At 57.4% G+C, this 15,525-nt stretch carries 20 protein-coding genes, 1 tRNA gene and 3 pseudogenes; 17 read left to right on the top strand and 7 right to left on the bottom strand.

Going from position 1 to position 15,525, the window contains the following annotated elements:
- Positions 1-15 precede the first annotated feature (15 nt).
- Genes asrA through asrC form a run of 3 tightly spaced genes read left to right on the top strand, consistent with a single transcriptional unit; the run spans position 16 to position 2,882 of the window.
- Positions 16-1,056, top strand: coding sequence for an anaerobic sulfite reductase subunit AsrA (gene asrA, locus J4859_RS08950; RefSeq protein ID WP_212329168.1), 1,041 nt, complete (start codon positions 16-18; stop codon positions 1,054-1,056).
- Positions 1,049-1,882 carry an anaerobic sulfite reductase subunit AsrB gene (asrB, locus tag J4859_RS08945; protein WP_212329167.1) on the top strand — a complete coding sequence of 278 codons (834 nt, stop codon included), beginning with the start codon at positions 1,049-1,051 and terminating at the stop codon, positions 1,880-1,882. Before asrA ends, asrB begins: the two co-directional genes overlap by 8 nt.
- A 10-nt stretch (positions 1,883-1,892) precedes the next feature.
- Positions 1,893-2,882: a sulfite reductase subunit C gene (gene asrC, locus J4859_RS08940; RefSeq protein ID WP_212329166.1), complete on the top strand. Its 990-nt coding sequence runs from the start codon at positions 1,893-1,895 to the stop codon at positions 2,880-2,882.
- A gap of 61 nt (positions 2,883-2,943) precedes the next feature.
- On the opposite strand, the gene J4859_RS08935 is transcribed toward asrC, so the two are convergent.
- Positions 2,944-4,080 (bottom strand): FMN-binding protein, encoded by a 1,137-nt coding sequence (locus J4859_RS08935; RefSeq protein WP_212329165.1) that lies wholly within the window; start codon positions 4,078-4,080, stop codon positions 2,944-2,946.
- A gap of 655 nt (positions 4,081-4,735) precedes the next feature.
- Entirely contained in the window at positions 4,736-5,008 is a 273-nt protein-coding gene (locus J4859_RS08930) for a helix-turn-helix domain-containing protein (protein ID WP_212329164.1), read from the bottom strand.
- A gap of 590 nt (positions 5,009-5,598) precedes the next feature.
- Here J4859_RS08930 and J4859_RS08925 point away from each other — a divergent pair.
- Both J4859_RS08925 and J4859_RS08915 read left to right on the top strand, forming a co-directional pair.
- A complete protein-coding gene (locus tag J4859_RS08925) occupies positions 5,599-5,802 on the top strand; it encodes a transposase (RefSeq protein WP_212329162.1) in 204 nt (67 codons plus the stop codon).
- Positions 5,803-5,991: 189 nt separating this feature from the next.
- Positions 5,992-6,315: a hypothetical protein gene (locus J4859_RS08915; RefSeq protein ID WP_212329159.1), complete on the top strand. Its 324-nt coding sequence runs from the start codon at positions 5,992-5,994 to the stop codon at positions 6,313-6,315.
- Between the two features lie 102 nt (positions 6,316-6,417).
- On the opposite strand, the gene J4859_RS08910 is transcribed toward J4859_RS08915, so the two are convergent.
- The 3 genes from J4859_RS08910 to J4859_RS08900 all read right to left on the bottom strand — a co-directional run bounded on the left by J4859_RS08910 (position 6,418) and on the right by J4859_RS08900 (position 7,666).
- On the bottom strand, positions 6,418-6,705 hold the full coding sequence (locus tag J4859_RS08910; RefSeq protein ID WP_256436699.1) for a transposase: 288 nt from the start codon (positions 6,703-6,705) through the stop codon (positions 6,418-6,420).
- A gap of 57 nt (positions 6,706-6,762) precedes the next feature.
- Positions 6,763-7,038, bottom strand: a complete 276-nt coding sequence (locus tag J4859_RS08905; RefSeq protein ID WP_212329157.1) for an integrase core domain-containing protein — start codon at positions 7,036-7,038, stop codon at positions 6,763-6,765.
- A gap of 445 nt (positions 7,039-7,483) precedes the next feature.
- On the bottom strand, positions 7,484-7,666 hold the full coding sequence (locus J4859_RS08900; protein ID WP_212329156.1) for a hypothetical protein: 183 nt from the start codon (positions 7,664-7,666) through the stop codon (positions 7,484-7,486).
- 470 nt (positions 7,667-8,136) lie between these two features.
- Here J4859_RS08900 and J4859_RS08895 point away from each other — a divergent pair, with 470 nt between their 5' ends.
- The 3 genes from J4859_RS08895 to J4859_RS08885 all read left to right on the top strand — a co-directional run bounded on the left by J4859_RS08895 (position 8,137) and on the right by J4859_RS08885 (position 9,105).
- Positions 8,137-8,361 (top strand): hypothetical protein, encoded by a 225-nt coding sequence (locus J4859_RS08895; RefSeq protein ID WP_212329155.1) that lies wholly within the window; start codon positions 8,137-8,139, stop codon positions 8,359-8,361.
- Between the two features lie 5 nt (positions 8,362-8,366).
- Positions 8,367-8,558 (top strand): hypothetical protein, encoded by a 192-nt coding sequence (locus tag J4859_RS08890; RefSeq protein ID WP_212329154.1) that lies wholly within the window; start codon positions 8,367-8,369, stop codon positions 8,556-8,558.
- Between the two features lie 73 nt (positions 8,559-8,631).
- On the top strand, positions 8,632-9,105 hold the full coding sequence (locus J4859_RS08885) for a hypothetical protein (RefSeq protein WP_212329152.1): 474 nt from the start codon (positions 8,632-8,634) through the stop codon (positions 9,103-9,105).
- 465 nt (positions 9,106-9,570) lie between these two features.
- On the opposite strand, the gene J4859_RS08880 is transcribed toward J4859_RS08885, so the two are convergent.
- Positions 9,571-9,647, bottom strand: a tRNA-Pro gene (locus tag J4859_RS08880).
- A gap of 197 nt (positions 9,648-9,844) precedes the next feature.
- Positions 9,845-10,009, bottom strand: coding sequence for a hypothetical protein (locus tag J4859_RS08875; RefSeq protein ID WP_212329151.1), 165 nt, complete (start codon positions 10,007-10,009; stop codon positions 9,845-9,847).
- Positions 10,010-10,056: 47 nt separating this feature from the next.
- Here J4859_RS08875 and J4859_RS08870 point away from each other — a divergent pair, with 47 nt between their 5' ends.
- From J4859_RS08870 to J4859_RS08835, 9 genes and pseudogenes are all read left to right on the top strand, one after another.
- Positions 10,057-10,434, top strand: a complete 378-nt coding sequence (locus J4859_RS08870) for a transposase (RefSeq protein ID WP_212329149.1) — start codon at positions 10,057-10,059, stop codon at positions 10,432-10,434.
- 135 nt (positions 10,435-10,569) lie between these two features.
- Positions 10,570-11,064: pseudogene (locus J4859_RS08865) on the top strand (transposase); the annotation flags it as partial.
- A 318-nt stretch (positions 11,065-11,382) separates the two neighbouring features.
- Positions 11,383-11,514: pseudogene (locus J4859_RS17690) on the top strand (hypothetical protein); the annotation flags it as partial.
- 226 nt (positions 11,515-11,740) lie between these two features.
- A complete protein-coding gene (locus tag J4859_RS08860) occupies positions 11,741-12,829 on the top strand; it encodes a DUF4236 domain-containing protein (protein ID WP_371812014.1) in 1,089 nt (362 codons plus the stop codon).
- Positions 12,816-13,649, top strand: a complete 834-nt coding sequence (locus J4859_RS08855; protein WP_212329145.1) for a histidinol-phosphatase HisJ family protein — start codon at positions 12,816-12,818, stop codon at positions 13,647-13,649. The genes J4859_RS08860 and J4859_RS08855 overlap by 14 nt, the downstream gene beginning before the upstream one ends.
- Positions 13,650-14,264: 615 nt before the next feature.
- The gene (locus J4859_RS17685) at positions 14,265-14,588 is read left to right on the top strand and encodes a transposase (RefSeq protein ID WP_212329142.1); all 324 of its coding nucleotides are present in this window, start codon (positions 14,265-14,267) and stop codon (positions 14,586-14,588) included.
- 16 nt (positions 14,589-14,604) lie between these two features.
- On the top strand, positions 14,605-14,748 hold the full coding sequence (locus J4859_RS08845; protein WP_212329140.1) for a hypothetical protein: 144 nt from the start codon (positions 14,605-14,607) through the stop codon (positions 14,746-14,748).
- Positions 14,749-14,774: 26 nt separating this feature from the next.
- Positions 14,775-14,969 (top strand): transposase, encoded by a 195-nt coding sequence (locus tag J4859_RS08840; RefSeq protein ID WP_371812242.1) that lies wholly within the window; start codon positions 14,775-14,777, stop codon positions 14,967-14,969.
- A gap of 112 nt (positions 14,970-15,081) precedes the next feature.
- Positions 15,082-15,483, top strand: a pseudogene (locus J4859_RS08835) (transposase); the annotation flags it as partial.
- Between the last annotated feature and the right edge of the window lie 42 nt (positions 15,484-15,525).

Raw genomic sequence — 15,525 nt, 5'->3', positions numbered from 1 at the left:
GAGAAGGGTTCTGCTGTGGGATATGTGCTCACGCGGGACGGGTTTGACGAGTTCATAGCGAAGCTCGGCGAGACCTATCGCATCTATGCTCCGGTGCTCAAGAAGGGGGAGGGACGCTTCACCGACGTCGATGTCGTGCGCTATGACTTCGCGGCGTCCGGCTCCGAGATGGAGCTCGAGAAGAAGTCCGACTATCCGGCGAAGGAGATCCTGAGCCCGCTTTCGGAGACGCTCTTCTACTTCACGGAGGATTCCGTCAAGGAAGCGGATATCGATCCGCGCGACGTGATCGTGTTCCTGCGTGCCTGCGACCTCCACGGCATCCGCCGTCTTGACCAGATCTATCTCGACAACGGCCCCTCGAAGGACTACTTCTACAAGCGCATCCGTGACCATGTGCACTTTGCCCTCATCGGCTGCACGAAGAGCTTCGCCAGCTGCTTCTGTGTCGATATGGGCACGAATGTGGCACCTGATGGCTGGATGTTCTCTGTCGAAGAGGCGGGGGATATGATCCTGTCTGCTGTGGCAGAGAAGGACCTCGAGCCGCTCTTCGCTGCCTGCGCAGCTAAGGAGGAAGACGTCACGCCGGCCTCCGTCACTGAGAACGAGGTGCACGTCACGCGTCCCGAGATCGTGCCGAATGCGATCTATCGCTCCGACATGTGGAACGAGTACACGGACCGCTGCATCGAGTGCGGCCGCTGCACGATTGCGTGCCCGACCTGCTCCTGCTACACGATGCAGGACGTGTTCTACACGGAGAACGGCCGTGTCGGCGAGAGGCGCCGCGTGCAGGCAAGCTGCATGATCGACGGCTACTCCGATATCGCAGGCGGCGGCTCGTACAGGAAGACCGCCGGCGAGCGCATGCGCTTCAAGGTGCTCCACAAGGTCTATGACTTCAGGCGCCGCTTCGGCTACGACATGTGCGTCGGCTGCGGACGCTGCGACGATATCTGCCCGGAATACATCAGCTTCGCTGCCTGCGTGAACAAGCTCAACGATGCCTGCGAAGCCTACGAGAAGGAACAGGAGGTGCAGAAGAATGCCTAGCCAGACCGTGACATTCGACGCCGTGAACGACGCGGCCGTGAACCCCTATATTCCGTTCTCGTCCGAGATCCTCGATGTGATTAAACACACGAAGAAGGAATACACGTTCAGGATGGCGTACGAGGGAGAGGTGCGCCCGGGCCAGTTCTTCGAGGTCTCTGTCCCGAAGTACGGCGAGGCACCGATCTCTGTCTCCGGCATCATCCCTGGCAAGTCCATCGACCTCACGATCCGCCGTGTCGGCAGGGTCACGAGCGAGGTCTTCGAGAACTATGTCGGCCAGAAGCTGTTCCTCCGTGGGCCGTTCGGCAATGGCTTCGACGTGAGCCTCTATCAGAACGGCGAGGTCGTCGTCGTGGCAGGCGGCACGGGCGTCTCTCCAGTCCGTGGCGTCATCGATTCTCTCGTCGCGTCTCCCGACTCCGAGAACAAGTATGTGATCGTCGGCTTTAAGAGCCCGGACGACATGCTCTTCCGTGACGACCTTGCCCGCTGGGACAAGGCGCTGAACCTGACGCTCACGGTCGATGGTGCTCCTGAAGGCTATGAGGGCAACATCGGCCTTGTCACGAAGTACATCCCCGATCTTCCGCTCAAGGACCCGAAGACGGCACAGGCTGTCGTCGTCGGTCCTCCTCCGATGATGCGCTTCTCGATCAAGGGACTCCTGGAGCTCGGCTTTGCCGAGGAGAACATCTGGGTCAGCCAGGAAAGGCGCATGTGCTGCGGCCTTGGCAAGTGCGGACATTGCCGCATCGGCGAGCACTATGTCTGCCTCGATGGCCCGGTCTTCAACTACACCGTGTCCAAGGACATGCTGGATTAGGAGGGAACGCATGATTCAGGACGTGAATGTCAAGGCGCTCAAGAAGAATGCCTTCCGCTACAGCAAGGTCCGTGGCGAGACGGCAAGCCGTGTCCGCATTCCGGGTGGTCTCGTCTCGGCAAAGAGCATGGCAAGGATCGTGGGGATTGCCGAGGAGTTCGGCAACGGCCAGATCTTTCTGACGAACAGGCAGGGCGTCGAGATTCCCGGCATCAAGCTCGAGGACATGCCGAAGGTGAACGAGAAGCTCCAGGCCATCATCGAGGACACGAAGATTAACCAGGAAGATACGGCAGACGGCTACCTGGCATCCGGCACGAGGAATATCGTTGCTTGCCCGGGAAAGAGGCTCTGCCCCTTCAGCTGCTATGATACGACGGCCTTCGCGCAGCGCATGGACCAGACGATCTTCCCGAACAACCGTCATGTGAAGGTCGCCTTCACAGGCTGCTCGAACGACTGCGCCCATGTCGCTCTGAACGACTTCGGCATCATTGGCATGACCGAGCCGCAGTACGACCTGGCCCACTGCATCGGCTGCGGCCAGTGCGTCAAGTGGTGCCAGCGCAGGTCCGTGTCGGCTCTCGAGATGGTGAACGGCAAGGTCGTGCGCAACGAGGACCGCTGCATCGGCTGCGGTGTCTGCGTCGTCTACTGCCCGACGCGTGCCTGGACGAGGAGCCCCGAGCACTACTTCCGTCTCAAGATCCTCGGCCGCACCGGCAAGCAGAATCCGAGGATGGCACAGGACTGGCTCAGGTGGGTCGACGAGGATTCCATCGTCAAGATCGTCCAGAACACCTATGCCTACATCGAGGAGTACATCAATCCTCAGGCACCGGAAGGCAAGGAGCACATCGGCTACATCGTGGACCGTACGGGTTTCGATGAGTTCGTGAAGTGGGCCCTGAAGGATGTGGAGCTCCCGGAGAAGTGCCAGCAGGCGCACCGCATCTACTGGGGCGGCGAGCACTACGATCGCGACAACGAGCTCAAGTAGCATCTGCTCGATAGCTGCATATGAAAGGAGGCGCTCCCGGGGCGCCTCCTTTTCGTATGTCCTATGCCCGCTTTCCGCCATGGCCTGCCGTGCGCGATAAATTCAGATTCGTGAAGTCGAGTCCCGTCGCATCGGCTACGGCCTCGAGGATCGAGTTGCTCGAATACGTGGCACCGGACACCGTGTCGACGTCGAGGCTCTGCGCCGAGACGATCTCTTCTGCCATGCCTGAGAGTGCCTTCTGGAAATAGGGGGCATCATCCTCGTAGGAGATGGCCGTGATGGAGGTGACCCTGCCGCCTTCGACCGTGCCGCTCACCGCCGTCGTGCCGCGCAACCCCGTGCCGGAACCGGTGTAGGTGCCGTCTGCCACGTCTGCGAAGGCACCTGCTGCACTGCTGCTCTCGGTACTTACAGAGGAGCTCTCCTGTGCATCGTTGCTCCTGGTGTCTGCTCTTTCGGTGATAGCGCCGCTCTCGAGGGCATCCTGGACTGCCGCCATGATGCCTTCGCTCGAGAATGTCGCGCCGGATACTGCTGCGACCTCGGTGCTTTGTGGGGAGAGGATCTCGGTGATGACCGTCGAGGAAGCCTTCTCGAAGAACTGGCGGTCATCTGCATAGGAGAGGACCTCGATGGAGGAGAAGGCGCTGCTCTCGACCGTGACGCTCACGCTTGTCGTGTCCTTGTAGCCCTGGTCGCTTCCCGTGTAGGTACTATCCTGATAGAGGCCTTGAGAGGAGGCAGCGCTCGTGGTTGCTGCTGCCTCTGCTGCCGTCTCAGGCACGGGTCTCTCTGCTGCAATCGTGCCGATACATACCATGCCGGTAAGGGCAAGAGGAGCTGCCGTGGCTGCTGCAGCTTCGCAGGAAGGGGCCATGAGGTTGGCGCTTGGGCAGGCATCGGCGCAGCGGAAGCAGTCGATGCATTCGCCCGAAGTCACAACGCTAGAGCCGCCCGTGTCGATGCCCATAATGCAGGCGTCGGTACAGATATGGCAGCGGCCGCAGCGGGTGTCTTTCTTCCTGATATGGAAGAGGCGGATCTTCGAGATCACAAAGACAGCACCAAGTGGCCAGAGGTAGCGGCAGAAGGCACGGTCGATGAAAAGGGAAAAGATCGCTATCGCAAGCAGGAGCGCGCCTCCTGCTGAGAATATGAGGCTCTTCGGTAGTTTCTGTGGGCGAGATTCGCTCAAGGGCCCAGATGAGAGCACGATATCAAGGGGCAGATTGTCAAGCTGAGTGCAACATCTCCCTAAAGACCTCGCTGGCCGTCCTGTATCTAAAGACCTTCCTCGGCCTGTCGTTGATCATGCCGAATACGCGCTGTACCTCATCATCGGGACCTTGGAGAAGTCGCTGCCCTTAGGGGAAGAACTCGCAGATGAGGATATCGGTGTTCTTAGCAGTGGGCTTCTGCCATAGGTGGTGGGGATGGCAGAAGTAGAACTGGACACCGCCGAGCCTGTCGCTCACCTTCGCGCAGGGGGCAAACTACTTGCCGCGCTCAGGCGTGGTGGTCTTGCGGTCACGGCCTAACAGAGCCGTGATTTCGACCTCGTGTGCGCGGTTGCCTTGCCACCTACGAGTAGCCGCGACTCAGCAATCTGCGATTGTCACCAGGCAGGGCCCTCCCGGCTTGCCGACGAGCGTGTCGTTCTCCCACTCACCGAGCCTTAAGCGCTCGTGTGCCTGCTTGGGCCTTTCTGAGATGCCGCAGGAGACCTTGATCTTGCCCCTCCTCTCCTTGTGCCCCCTGTGCGTGCACTTCCCCTTCCCGCACAGATGGTGGCGGAGCTGGTCCTGTGGGGGCGCACCGGGGATATCGAGCTCGCCTGAGCCGACGAAGCGCTAGATAGACGAGCCGCCGGGCCCAAGACAAAGCCTTTTGTCTATGCGCTCGGGTGACCACCGCTCGTCTGCGATGTGCTCTCTCACCTTTTCGGCCAACGCTGGGCCCGAGAGCCTCTTGTACGGTTTGCACCTTGTGTGCCTGCCGTTCCTTTTCAGCTTACGGCTGAGCGTGGAGCTGTCCCTGCCGATGTCGCTGACCGCCTTGCCCTCGGCGTGTAGCTCGGCTATCCTGTCGCGCTCCTCAGCGCTAAGATGTGTGTAGTGGCGCATTGCTCCCTGACTTGCGACGTTGATTGAGACAACCAACATCGTAGCCTTCGGAGGTGCGCCATGACCTTTGTCTGGCACTATTCTGTTGCACTTAGAATGCTAATCCGCCAGGCAAATAAAGGGTAGCGGCCCCATCAGGGGCCGTTACCGCGTCGGGCAAGGTAGGGCTACGTCTGCTACAACAACCTAGCGGAAAGGCCCTGGCGCATGAACGGGGTACTATGCTGCGCGCTCACGTTGGCACACACAGTGATCGAATACGTACGCATCGAAGGCGATCGAGTCGTGATTAGGGTGAGGCCTGCGCTGCCCGATCTGCAACAGGAAATGCGATTACTACGACAGATCGCCGAGGCCCTCAGCTCGTGGCGGGCGATGGGCCTGGCTCGGTCGATGTGCTCATCTGGAATACGCGCTGCACAGGGTAAGGTGGCCGGAGTACGGCGTGCTGGTAGAGTCAATGCCCTGGGCGAGGTGCAAAGCGCGCTTCACGCGCGACTTTAAGGAGTGGGTGGTGTGCCTGGCGCTGCGCGGATCCGGCCAGCACCGTCGCGGCGCTCGCGCGTGGAGTGGTATACGCTCGGCGAGGTATGTGCGCATCTGCGCCGATCTTGAGGCCGCACGCGGCAGAGGCCTTCGAGGGTGCAAGGCGCATCGGGATCGATAAGACCTCCTACAAGAAGGACCACAAGTACCTGATTGTCGTCGTCGACCACGACCGGGGATGGCTGATATGGGCCCACGAGGAGTACGGCAAGGATGTGCTGAATCTGTTTTTCGACGAGCCCACCTGAGAGCAGAGGCGCGCCATCGAGGTCATCACCGCCGACGGCGCGCGGTGGGTCATGGACCCGTTCCATGTCGTGCAAGGGATAACCGATACGCTCGACGAGGTGTGCTGTAAGGAATGGCAGGTTGCAAAGAAGGCAGCACACGGCGCGATGCCTTCTTCGTGACCGGCCGCGGCGCTGCTCGAAGCGTGGATGTGCGATGCGGTGTATTGCAGGATCAAGCTGCTCGTCGCCATCGAGAAGAAGGTACGAAGACGCAAGGCCGACATCGCAGTGGTAGTCGAGCTCGGAACCGGCAACGGCCGCGTCAAGGCGATCTTTTGGTGGTGCTACATGCACACGGAAAGCCCGCTGCCGCCGGCAGATATCATCCGCGTCATGCCAACTGATGACGAGGTCGACGGCCTGTTCGCGACAGCATCATCGGACAAGAAACACGACGACAGCGCGCCCGAAGAATACGGCACGGGGATAGTATGGAGCGAGTTCCACATGCCCACGAATTACAGGCGGTGAATAATCAATCCGGACACACTTTTTGAAACATAACCCCATTTCCCCAGTAACTAAGCCGCTTTTTCTGGTATAGGTTTTCGGTTAGGAAGTGGAACACAGATATCAGAACATACGAGATATACCATATCTATCATGTTTCTGTATATTCCGAAATCCATATGCCTTGCGAACAATCAGCTTGATCTTGTTGTTGGTTGCCTCAATCCTCGCACTGCTCAGCCCCAGTCGGATCGTATTCAGGATATGATCCTTGTGGTGCTTGATCTTCTCATACAGGTCGTAGAGTGCCGCTATCCTGCTGTGGCTTGTCCACTTGAGCCTGTGTTTAAGGTCGGTTTCTGCCTGTTTGACATTTCCCGATTTTAAAGGAAGCCGCAAAGACTCCTTCATGCAGTACGCCCAATACTGAGCCCTGTCAATATAATGGACAGAGGAATCTCAGATTTTTTATGCGGCCTGCATCGCCTCCGGATCGTATGCAAGGGCCCTCTCGAGGCGCTCGAAGAACTCCTGCATCACCTCTGCGGGTACGCGATCTCCTATGGACTTATGCGGGCGGAAGCGGTTGTAGTACGACTCGATAAACTCGTGTGCCTTGTGCTTGGTCGTGGATGCGTCTAAGAGGCGCTTAAGGTAGTACCACTCGTTCTTGAGCGTGGCGAAGAAGGATTTGGCTACAGCGTTGTCGTGGCAGCTTCCGGTTCTCCCCACGGAGAGCCTCACGTCGGGTACGGCTGAGCAGGCGGCGAACTTTGAGCTTATGTACTGGCTGCCTGGGCTGCTTAGAATATGGCCCCTCCAGCCACGTATCCGCGCGAATATGCCATCTTCAGGGCAAAGACGACAAGCCCTGCCCTCATGTTGTCCTGTATGCTTCAGCCCACCACCATGTGTGTGCACAGATGGTGCGCGACGGCGAGATATATAAAGCCTGCCGTGGTCCTGCGATAGGTTGTATCGCCCACGAGCTTGGCTGTCGGCACAAGACACGAGAAGTCGCGCCGGGTGAGGGCGGGGCACTCGGGGGTATCAGGTGCGGGCAGTATCGTTCTCTTGGAGGCATTGGATCAGATGCCGCAGATGCCCAAGTTTAGCCATGCACCTCCGTACGCGGTAGCGGGTCGTGCCTGTAAATTTTGCGTAACTTTGGGTCTCCTGTGAGCTTGGATCAGACCTTGCGAAAACCGAAGCGCCTGTCGCTTTCCTCCCATATCGCGCAGATGGCCTCCTTGATAGGACCCCATAGGTCCTCACCGCCTTTGGCCTTGAGCCATCTGTAGAAGTGAGCCCTGCTCAGCTCCAGTACGCGCTCCATCATCGAAACGCTGTAGGTTGCCCTCTTCTCCAGCATGAGCTAAAACCTGTCCTTGGTCAGAGGCTTCCGGCGAAGAAGGCTGCCACTTTTTTAGGAACTTATTCTCGCTTTCGAGCTCGTGTATGCGCCTGTTCACTGCGTCGAGCTGCTTGTGCTCGTCGGTCCTTTCCTGGGTCACCCTTTTGGTCTTTGAGTGCTTGATGATCCAGTCGTTTAAGGTCTTGTCGTTGACCTCAAGCTTCGCGGCGCATCCTTTGATGCTCTTTTTCGGGTTGGCCTTACGTGCCTTCCTGTAGTAGTCGATGGCCTCAAGGCAATACTTCTTCAGTGTAGTGTTTGGGTGTTTCCGGCTTCGTGCGGGACTTTGCCTTCTCTATCTCGCTTGCGCTTAGCGACATCTCATCTCTTCAATCTGCTGGTGTTGGTAGGTGGGTATCTGGACAGAGCATATCTGTTGCCAGTCCCTGAATCCTACTGTCCACCAAAAGATTACAACTCATTCTTAGATGCAGAAGGGGCTGCAGGGGGCGCTGGGAGCTCCCGTATACTTCTGCCATCCCCACCATCTTTGGGAGAGGGGGACCAACAAGAACGCCAACGGCCTTCTCAGGGACTGGTTTTCGAAGGGGTGGATTAGCATTCTGAATGCAACAGGATGGCCCGCTGCATGCAAGTGTGGCACACTCCGGAAGGCTACGATGTTGGTTGTCCAAGTCAACGTCGAAAGCTAAAAGGAATGTGCCACTACAAGCATCTCAAGCCTACAGGAGAGGGACTGCATAGCCGAGCTGTATGGCACAAGGGAAGGTCAATTGCCTATATCGCGGCAGAGATCGGCAAGGACAGCTCCAGCGTCTGCCACAAGCTCAAGAGGAACGCACGGCACGGACACTTTAGGGCCTGTACTGCTCAAAAGGAGGGCGGATGAGCGCCGCAGGAGATGCAGGGCGAAAAGGCGGCTTTCAGACCCTGCGCTTACGCAGAAGGTGCGCTTACTCATCATGGACAGACACTGGTCCCTGGAGCAGATAGACGACATCTCAGGCTCGAGGGTGGTGGCAGGTGCGTCGTTGAGCCTGCCGACTATTCTTACAGGCAGGTCCGTAGCCGCCCCGCTCGAGCTGCCGGGATCCGGCCCGCAAGGCCAGATGCAGCACCACCTGCGCAGCAAGAGGCCTAAGACCAAAGGTAAGATCGAGATCTCACACAGCGTAAAGGAGAGGCCCAAGCAGGCCGATGAGAGGTCTCGCCTCGGAGAGTGGGGAGGACGACACGCTCGTGGCAGCGGGACCCGTGTGCCTGCTCGTGCTTGCCGACAGGGCAGTGAGGCTGCTTGCCGCGGAAAGAGCCACCACGACAGCGGGAGTGTCTTCAAGGCCGAGGTCGGGCTGCTGCAGGGATATCCCCTCGAGACGCTCGCTCCTAAGTGGGGCAAGCAGCTCGCAGGGCATGCAGATGTCACAGATGCCCTTTGAGGCGTGCAGTTCTACTTCTGCGACCCCCACCATCTATGGCAGAAGCTAACAGTTAAGAACACCAACGGGCTCCTGCGCAAGTTCTTCCCCTAAGGGCAGCGACTTCGGAAAGGTCACAAACGAGGAGGTGCAGCATGCGGTGGAGCTGATCTGCGACAGGCCAAGGAAGGTCCTGAAATACAGGACAGCCAACGAGGTCTTTAGGGAGATGTTGCACTCAGCTTGACAATCTGCCAGGGCAAAAGCCTCGACGATGTCGACGACAGGGAGGTGCAGAGGATGTACGATTCGCTCAACCAAAGACCACGCAAGCGCCTGAAATGGAAGTGTCTCTGAGAGGTCTACCATCACCAGTCGTTGCACTTGCTCTGAGGATTCGTCCTTGATATCGCGCTCTCATCTGGGCCCTTGAGCGAATCTCACCCATAGAAACTACCGAAGAGCCTTAAAAGAAAGAACAAAAGCTGGTCGGGTGGACTGGATTCGAACCAGCGACCCCTTGACCCCCAGTCAAGTGCGCTACCAAACTGCGCCACCACCCGGCGATATAAACAGTTGCTTCGTGCAACATTCCAAATCTTACCATAAATGGGCGATAAAGGAACTTCTGATTTAATTATTCAAACTTTCGGATGGGTAGCATACAGTTTCTTTCGCACTTTGAATTGGCTGAAGCAGTGAGACACAGAAACCCTATTCCTTCCGAATCCCTGGCTTTTACAGTGGCACCTCTGTGGGCCTATTCAGCCTCGGCTATGCCGCTCATGTACCATTCTTCCGACATGTCGTAGCTAAGCGTATGGTGAATCCGCCTGCTGTTGTAGAACTCGACGAACTTTGCGATGGTATCAGTCGCGTCCGTAAAGTGGTGTAAAAGGCGGGCGAGCCAGAGGCCCGCCGCCAAGGTGTGCTCGCAGTCACCAAACAACGAGGACACCCAAGAGGATGGCCATGGCTCGAATCAATCTTACACTGGACCAAGACGAGGTACTGGGGCTGCTTGCCGACGGGGGCGGGGACGCCTTCAGGCTGCTGCTCCAGGAGACGCTCAACGGGGTACTGAGGGAGAAGTCAGCCGAGCAGCTGTGCGCTCAGCCCTACGAGCAAACGCAGGAGCGCACCGACAGCCGCAACGAGACGAAGGTAAGGCCCCTCACGACCAGGGTTGCCACCATCGAGCTGAAGGTGTTAAGGCAGCGCAACGCCCCGTTTGAGACCCTCGTGACCGAGATGGCCGAGATGGCCGTCGCGGGCGTCTTTACAATGAAGGTGGGCAGGGTCATAAAGGAGGTCTGCGAAAGGTCGTTCTCCAAGCGCTCCGTCTTTTGAGGCCTGCGCCGAGCTGGACTGCGCCGTCAGGGCGTTTTGCGATTGGCCCCTTAAGGGCGAGTAGCCGTTCGTGATGGCAAACGCCACCTACCTCAAGGTCAGGGTCGACCACCGCGTGAGGTCCAGGGCGCTGCTAAGGTCATCGGGGTCTCGCTTGCCGAGTCGCACACGGGACGCTCCTGGGCGGACTTCCTGCGCTCCCTCGTGGACGCCAGAGAGGGGCTCGTGGCGGCCGTAAGGGAGGTGCTGCCCGGCGCCGCCTGGCAGCGCTGCCAGGCCCACTTGCGCAACGTGTGTAAGGCCGCCCCCAAGGGAGTGTGCGCCGGCCTTAAGGGGGGAGCTGGTCGAGAGGCTCAACTGCCAAGCGCACCGGAGGCGAGGCGCACACGGGACGAGATACTGGCGCACTTGCGCGACGTCGCCTCAAGGGCGGCGAGGGTGCTGATCGCCGCGATGCGCCTGTACATGAGGGCGTCTAACTACCTGGAGAGGCTGAACAGGAAGATAGAGAGGCACGCCTGCTTTGTCGGGGTCTTCCCGAGTAAGGTGTCGGTGATCAGGCTGATCGGGTCGGTCCTTACCGAGGAGAACGAGTGCAGCTCGACGCAGAGGAAGAGCTACTACGGATAGGACTTACACACAGCTCCTGCAGGTGGAAGACGAGCTCGCAAAGATAGCGCGCAACCAGAAGGACATGGCGAAGGCGTAAGGCAGGGAACGCGGCAGCGATTTTACACACGGATTCGGACTTGACCGAGTTCTTCCCCTAAGGGCACGGACTTCTCCAAGCTCACCGATGATGAGGTACAGCGCGTATTCGGCATGATCAACGACAGGTCGAGGAAGGTCCTTGGATACAGGACGGCCAGCGAGGTCTATCGGGAACTGTTGCACTCAGCTTGACAATCCGCCCCCTCAAGAGCGAATGCCTAAAGGCAGACAAAATACAGCACGCTACAAGAGCTCAAGGATACCATCGCAAAGTTCGTTGAGTTCTACAACAGCAGGCGAATCTACCATACGCTTAGCTACGACATGTCGGAAGAATGGTACATGAGCGGCATAGCCGAGGCTGAATAGGCCTACAGAGGTGCCACTGCAAAAGCCAAGGATTCGGAAGGAATAGGGCCTCTGTGTCTCACTACTTCAGCCAATTCATAGTCTGTGCAAGACTCAGATACATAGCAGAGCTATTGAAGTGATAGGCGCTATATGGATATGTCACCACTTCAAGAAGCGTAAGAGAGACGCTCAACCACACCTAACGGGTGAGGGACAAGCTAGCTGAAAGAGTACAAGACTATCGATGGTACCCTTGGATGTGCCGTTCCCCAAGGGGAACTTGCCATTTTTAGGGTTATTTCAAGTGGGCAACCCCTGTCGCCGGTCTGTTAGTTCTCGACAGAATATGGTGAAAGCGTGCACAATAGTTTCTACAACGTGTTTTACAAAGGAGGGAGTTTTCTCTATGCGTGGTCTTCGGTTCCATAGAACGATTCGGGTGGCTCCGGGGTTCAAGGTGAACCTCTCCAAGTCCGGTATCAGTTTCAGTGCCCATATACCGGGTGTCAAAGGGCTCTCCGTCAGTACTGGTGCCCATGGGACCTATGTCAATACCGGCCTTCCTGGGACAGGACTTTCCAAACGGACCAAGCTCTCAGACAAAGGTATCGGTACCAGCTTCAAGAAAGGCGCCCATGTGAAGAAAGAAGGGCAAGATTCCGAGAAGAAGCTAGCTGATGCATCTGACAAGCAACAGTTCCCTGACCAGATAGAGATGTCCCTTGAGGAGATGCTTAAGCCCTATACAATGCTCCATACGAGGGCTCCGAGTGTTTGTCCTGCAACGGAATCTTCAGCGTCCACAGAGGAAACAGAAGTCTCGGTTGAGCAATTCCTCAAGGATCAGCAACTGCCGTACGTCTTTAACGCTTCTTTCGAGTATCAGACAGATCAGAACATGCTTCTACTTGATGTTGACCTCCCCGAGATCGAAGAGATACCAGATGAGGAAGCTGAGACGACGGAGACCGGTCACGTGGCGATGCATGCTGTCCCTGCCCGGGAAGTCTATGCCCACTATGCGCAAGCGCTCTTTAGCCTGGTGACCTATCTCAGTGCCTCGCTGTTCAACCGGATCCCTTCCTGTAGCACGATCGTCTTGAGCGGCTATACACAACGCAGAAACAAAGCGGGGGATCTTAACGACGTCTATATCCTTTCGATCCAGTTCGTCAGAGATAAGTTCCTTAAGGTCAAATGGAACAATATCGATCCAGAGGATTTCTGTATGCGGTTCGAGAACCGGGTAAACAGAAGCTCTACCGGGTATTTCAAGAAGATCCAACCATATTACACAACCCATAGTGGTGAGGAAAGAGATGCACATGCTTAGGGCAAACTATCACACCCACACCAAGTTCTGCGACGGGGACAATACCCCCGAAGAAATGGTTAAACAGGCTCTCGACCTAGGCTTTGAGCACTTAGGGTTCTCCGGGCATATGGACCCCGATATCCATATGGACTGGGATGCTTACACTAAAGAGATCAAACGACTGCAGAAAAAATATGCCGATAAGCTCGATATCCTGATGGGCGTCGAGCTGGACAACATGTATAATGATCCGGCTTCCTGCTCGGGTGCTGAGTACATTATCGGCTCCACCCATTTTATGGATGTCAAAACCCCAACGCCGATGAGCGTGGATAGCACGACAGAACACATCGAGACGCTTTGCAATGAGTTCTACGGTGGGGACTACCTACGCATGTGCAGAGCTTACTACGAGCTCGAGGCCAAAATCTACGATAAGACCCACTGCACTTTTATCGGGCACTTTGATCTGATTACGCGCTTCAACGATCAGATGCACTTCGTCGACGAGACGAGCAAGCAGTATCTCGATCCCGCTAAGGAGGCCATGGAGTATTTGGTAGGGGAGGGTGTCCCCTTTGAGATCAACTGCGGTGCCTATAACCGCAACCGAAAGAAATATCTGTACCCGCGCCCTGAGCTCTTGAAAGTGCTCCAGGATTTCGGTGGAGAAATCTTTATCAATACCGATGCACACCAGAAAGAGAAGCTGAATGCCGGATTTGATTACGCGATCCAATCTGCGTTGGAGGCTGGCTTCACACACCTCAATATTCTGGCGCACAATCCTGTAACCGACGAAGTTGAAACCAAACAGCTGGCGCTTGACACGCTCTAAGGGCTCATTGCGGGTTAGTTTTTCTCATGCACGAATAGTTGGGCATACACGCTATATAATAGGCGCATACGCCTATCTCGGTTAGAGGGACAGTCCATACCCTCCATTAGCCTGTGAAAATGTAGTTGTTAGGCTATTCTCTGAGATACACCTGTATCCCATAGTTCTAGGGAAACGATGATTAATTCGGCTCGATGAGGTCGCTGGAGCCACACGCTGCATGCCGCCTGCTCAAAATGTCTCGAACCATGCAGTGCCCATATCCACATAAATGCCTATCTGCCTGCGGATATGTTATAATTACAGCAACGTATTCCAGCATATCCAAAAGGCAGATATGAGCAGCCTGATGAGCTTTTAGGACCTTAAATCCTAAGGTCTTAGGAAGAAGACCCGGCGGGAGGCATTTCTGGAGCGGATGGATGCGATCGTGCCGTGGGATCGCTGGGGCTGTGTCGAAAAAAGTGGTGTATGAGAGGGAAGCTACGAGAAGACCATTGCCGGTCCTAGGGAAACGATGATTAATGCCTATGCTGGCCGCGAAAGGCCACGTGGCTGGTCCTCTCTGACACATCATTGGGAATTAATCATCGTTTCCCTAGAATGTCGGTTGCATTGATAACGACACAAGGGAACGACGATGGTCAGCTTAAACAGTATATACAGCGTGGGGACCCGCAGCTGAAGGAGGTCCTGCTCGGTTTCTTAGACAGCGCCTCGAGCCTGTGCGACATGATGAGCACCATCATGGCTGCCGTGCTCAACGAGATCATGTCCATCCAGGCAAACGAGGCGTGCGGGGCCGAGGGCGCCACCCGCTGTGGCTATCGCGAGCGCAAGCTGAAGACCGCGGTCGGGACGCTCCCGCTGATGGTGCCCAAGCGACGCTGCGGCTCGTACTTCCCGACCGACCTCTTTAAGCGCTGCATCGCGCACTGAGTGCGCGCTGGCCGAGATGTATATCACCGCCACCTTCACGCGCAAGGTCGAGAGGGTGGACTCCCTGTCCAAGGACCAGCTCTTGCGCCTGCGCGCGGTGGTAGAGGATAAGGTGGACGCGTTGCTGGCGAGGGGGTGCTCGCCGCTCCGCTTCGCTTAGCTGTTCCTTAACGCCACCTACGTGAGCTGGCGCGTGGGAGGGAGGCCTTCATCGTGGCGATCGGCGTCGGCGACGACGATCAGCGCCACTTCGTGGGGTTCACGTGCGTGAATTCGAAGAGCTACGCCTCCTGGCGCGGGTTCCTGCAGGAGCGCGGGGTGCACAACGTGCGCCTGGTCACCTCAGACGCCCTGGGCGGGCGGCGCCGCCAAGGTCTTTGAGGTCTACTCGCAGGCGGCCTGGCAGCGCGGCCTCGCGTACATCAAGTGCGACGTGCGCGCCAGGATCGACTCCGGGGAGGGCCTCTGACGGCGCGCCCTCTACCACCGCGCCGTCAACGAGCTAAGGGAGGACGCCCCGCAGGCGGCCAGGGTGGTCAAGGACGCCGAGCTTGCCGCCCTCGCGTATCTGTCCTTCCCCAGGCAGCAGCGCCTGAAGATCTGCACCAACAACGTGATGCAGCGCATGAACGGCAAGCTCAAGCGCAGGGGCCGGGCCGTACAGGTGTTCCCGTCGACGGGGTCGATCATGCGGCTGCTCGCCGGCATTATCGGCAAGCTCAACGCCGAGTGGGAGTGCAGAAGGCTGTTCATGTCGAAGGAGTCACTAGAGCCCGTTTTCTTCCTTAAGAGGGCAAAGATGCGCATCAAGGAGCTGGAGGCGGACGAGGAGGCGCACTCCGAAGCGAGGGTGATCATGAAGCTGGTGATTGATAAGTACGAGAGAGCGGTATAAAGTTACGCCAACGCAGGAGGCTGCCGATATCGAGACTGGCGC

The organism is Atopobium sp. oral taxon 416, from assembly GCF_018128285.1.
Classification (GTDB): Bacteria; Actinomycetota; Coriobacteriia; order Coriobacteriales; family Atopobiaceae; genus Olsenella_L.
This window is presented reverse-complemented; position numbering and strand designations above follow the sequence as displayed.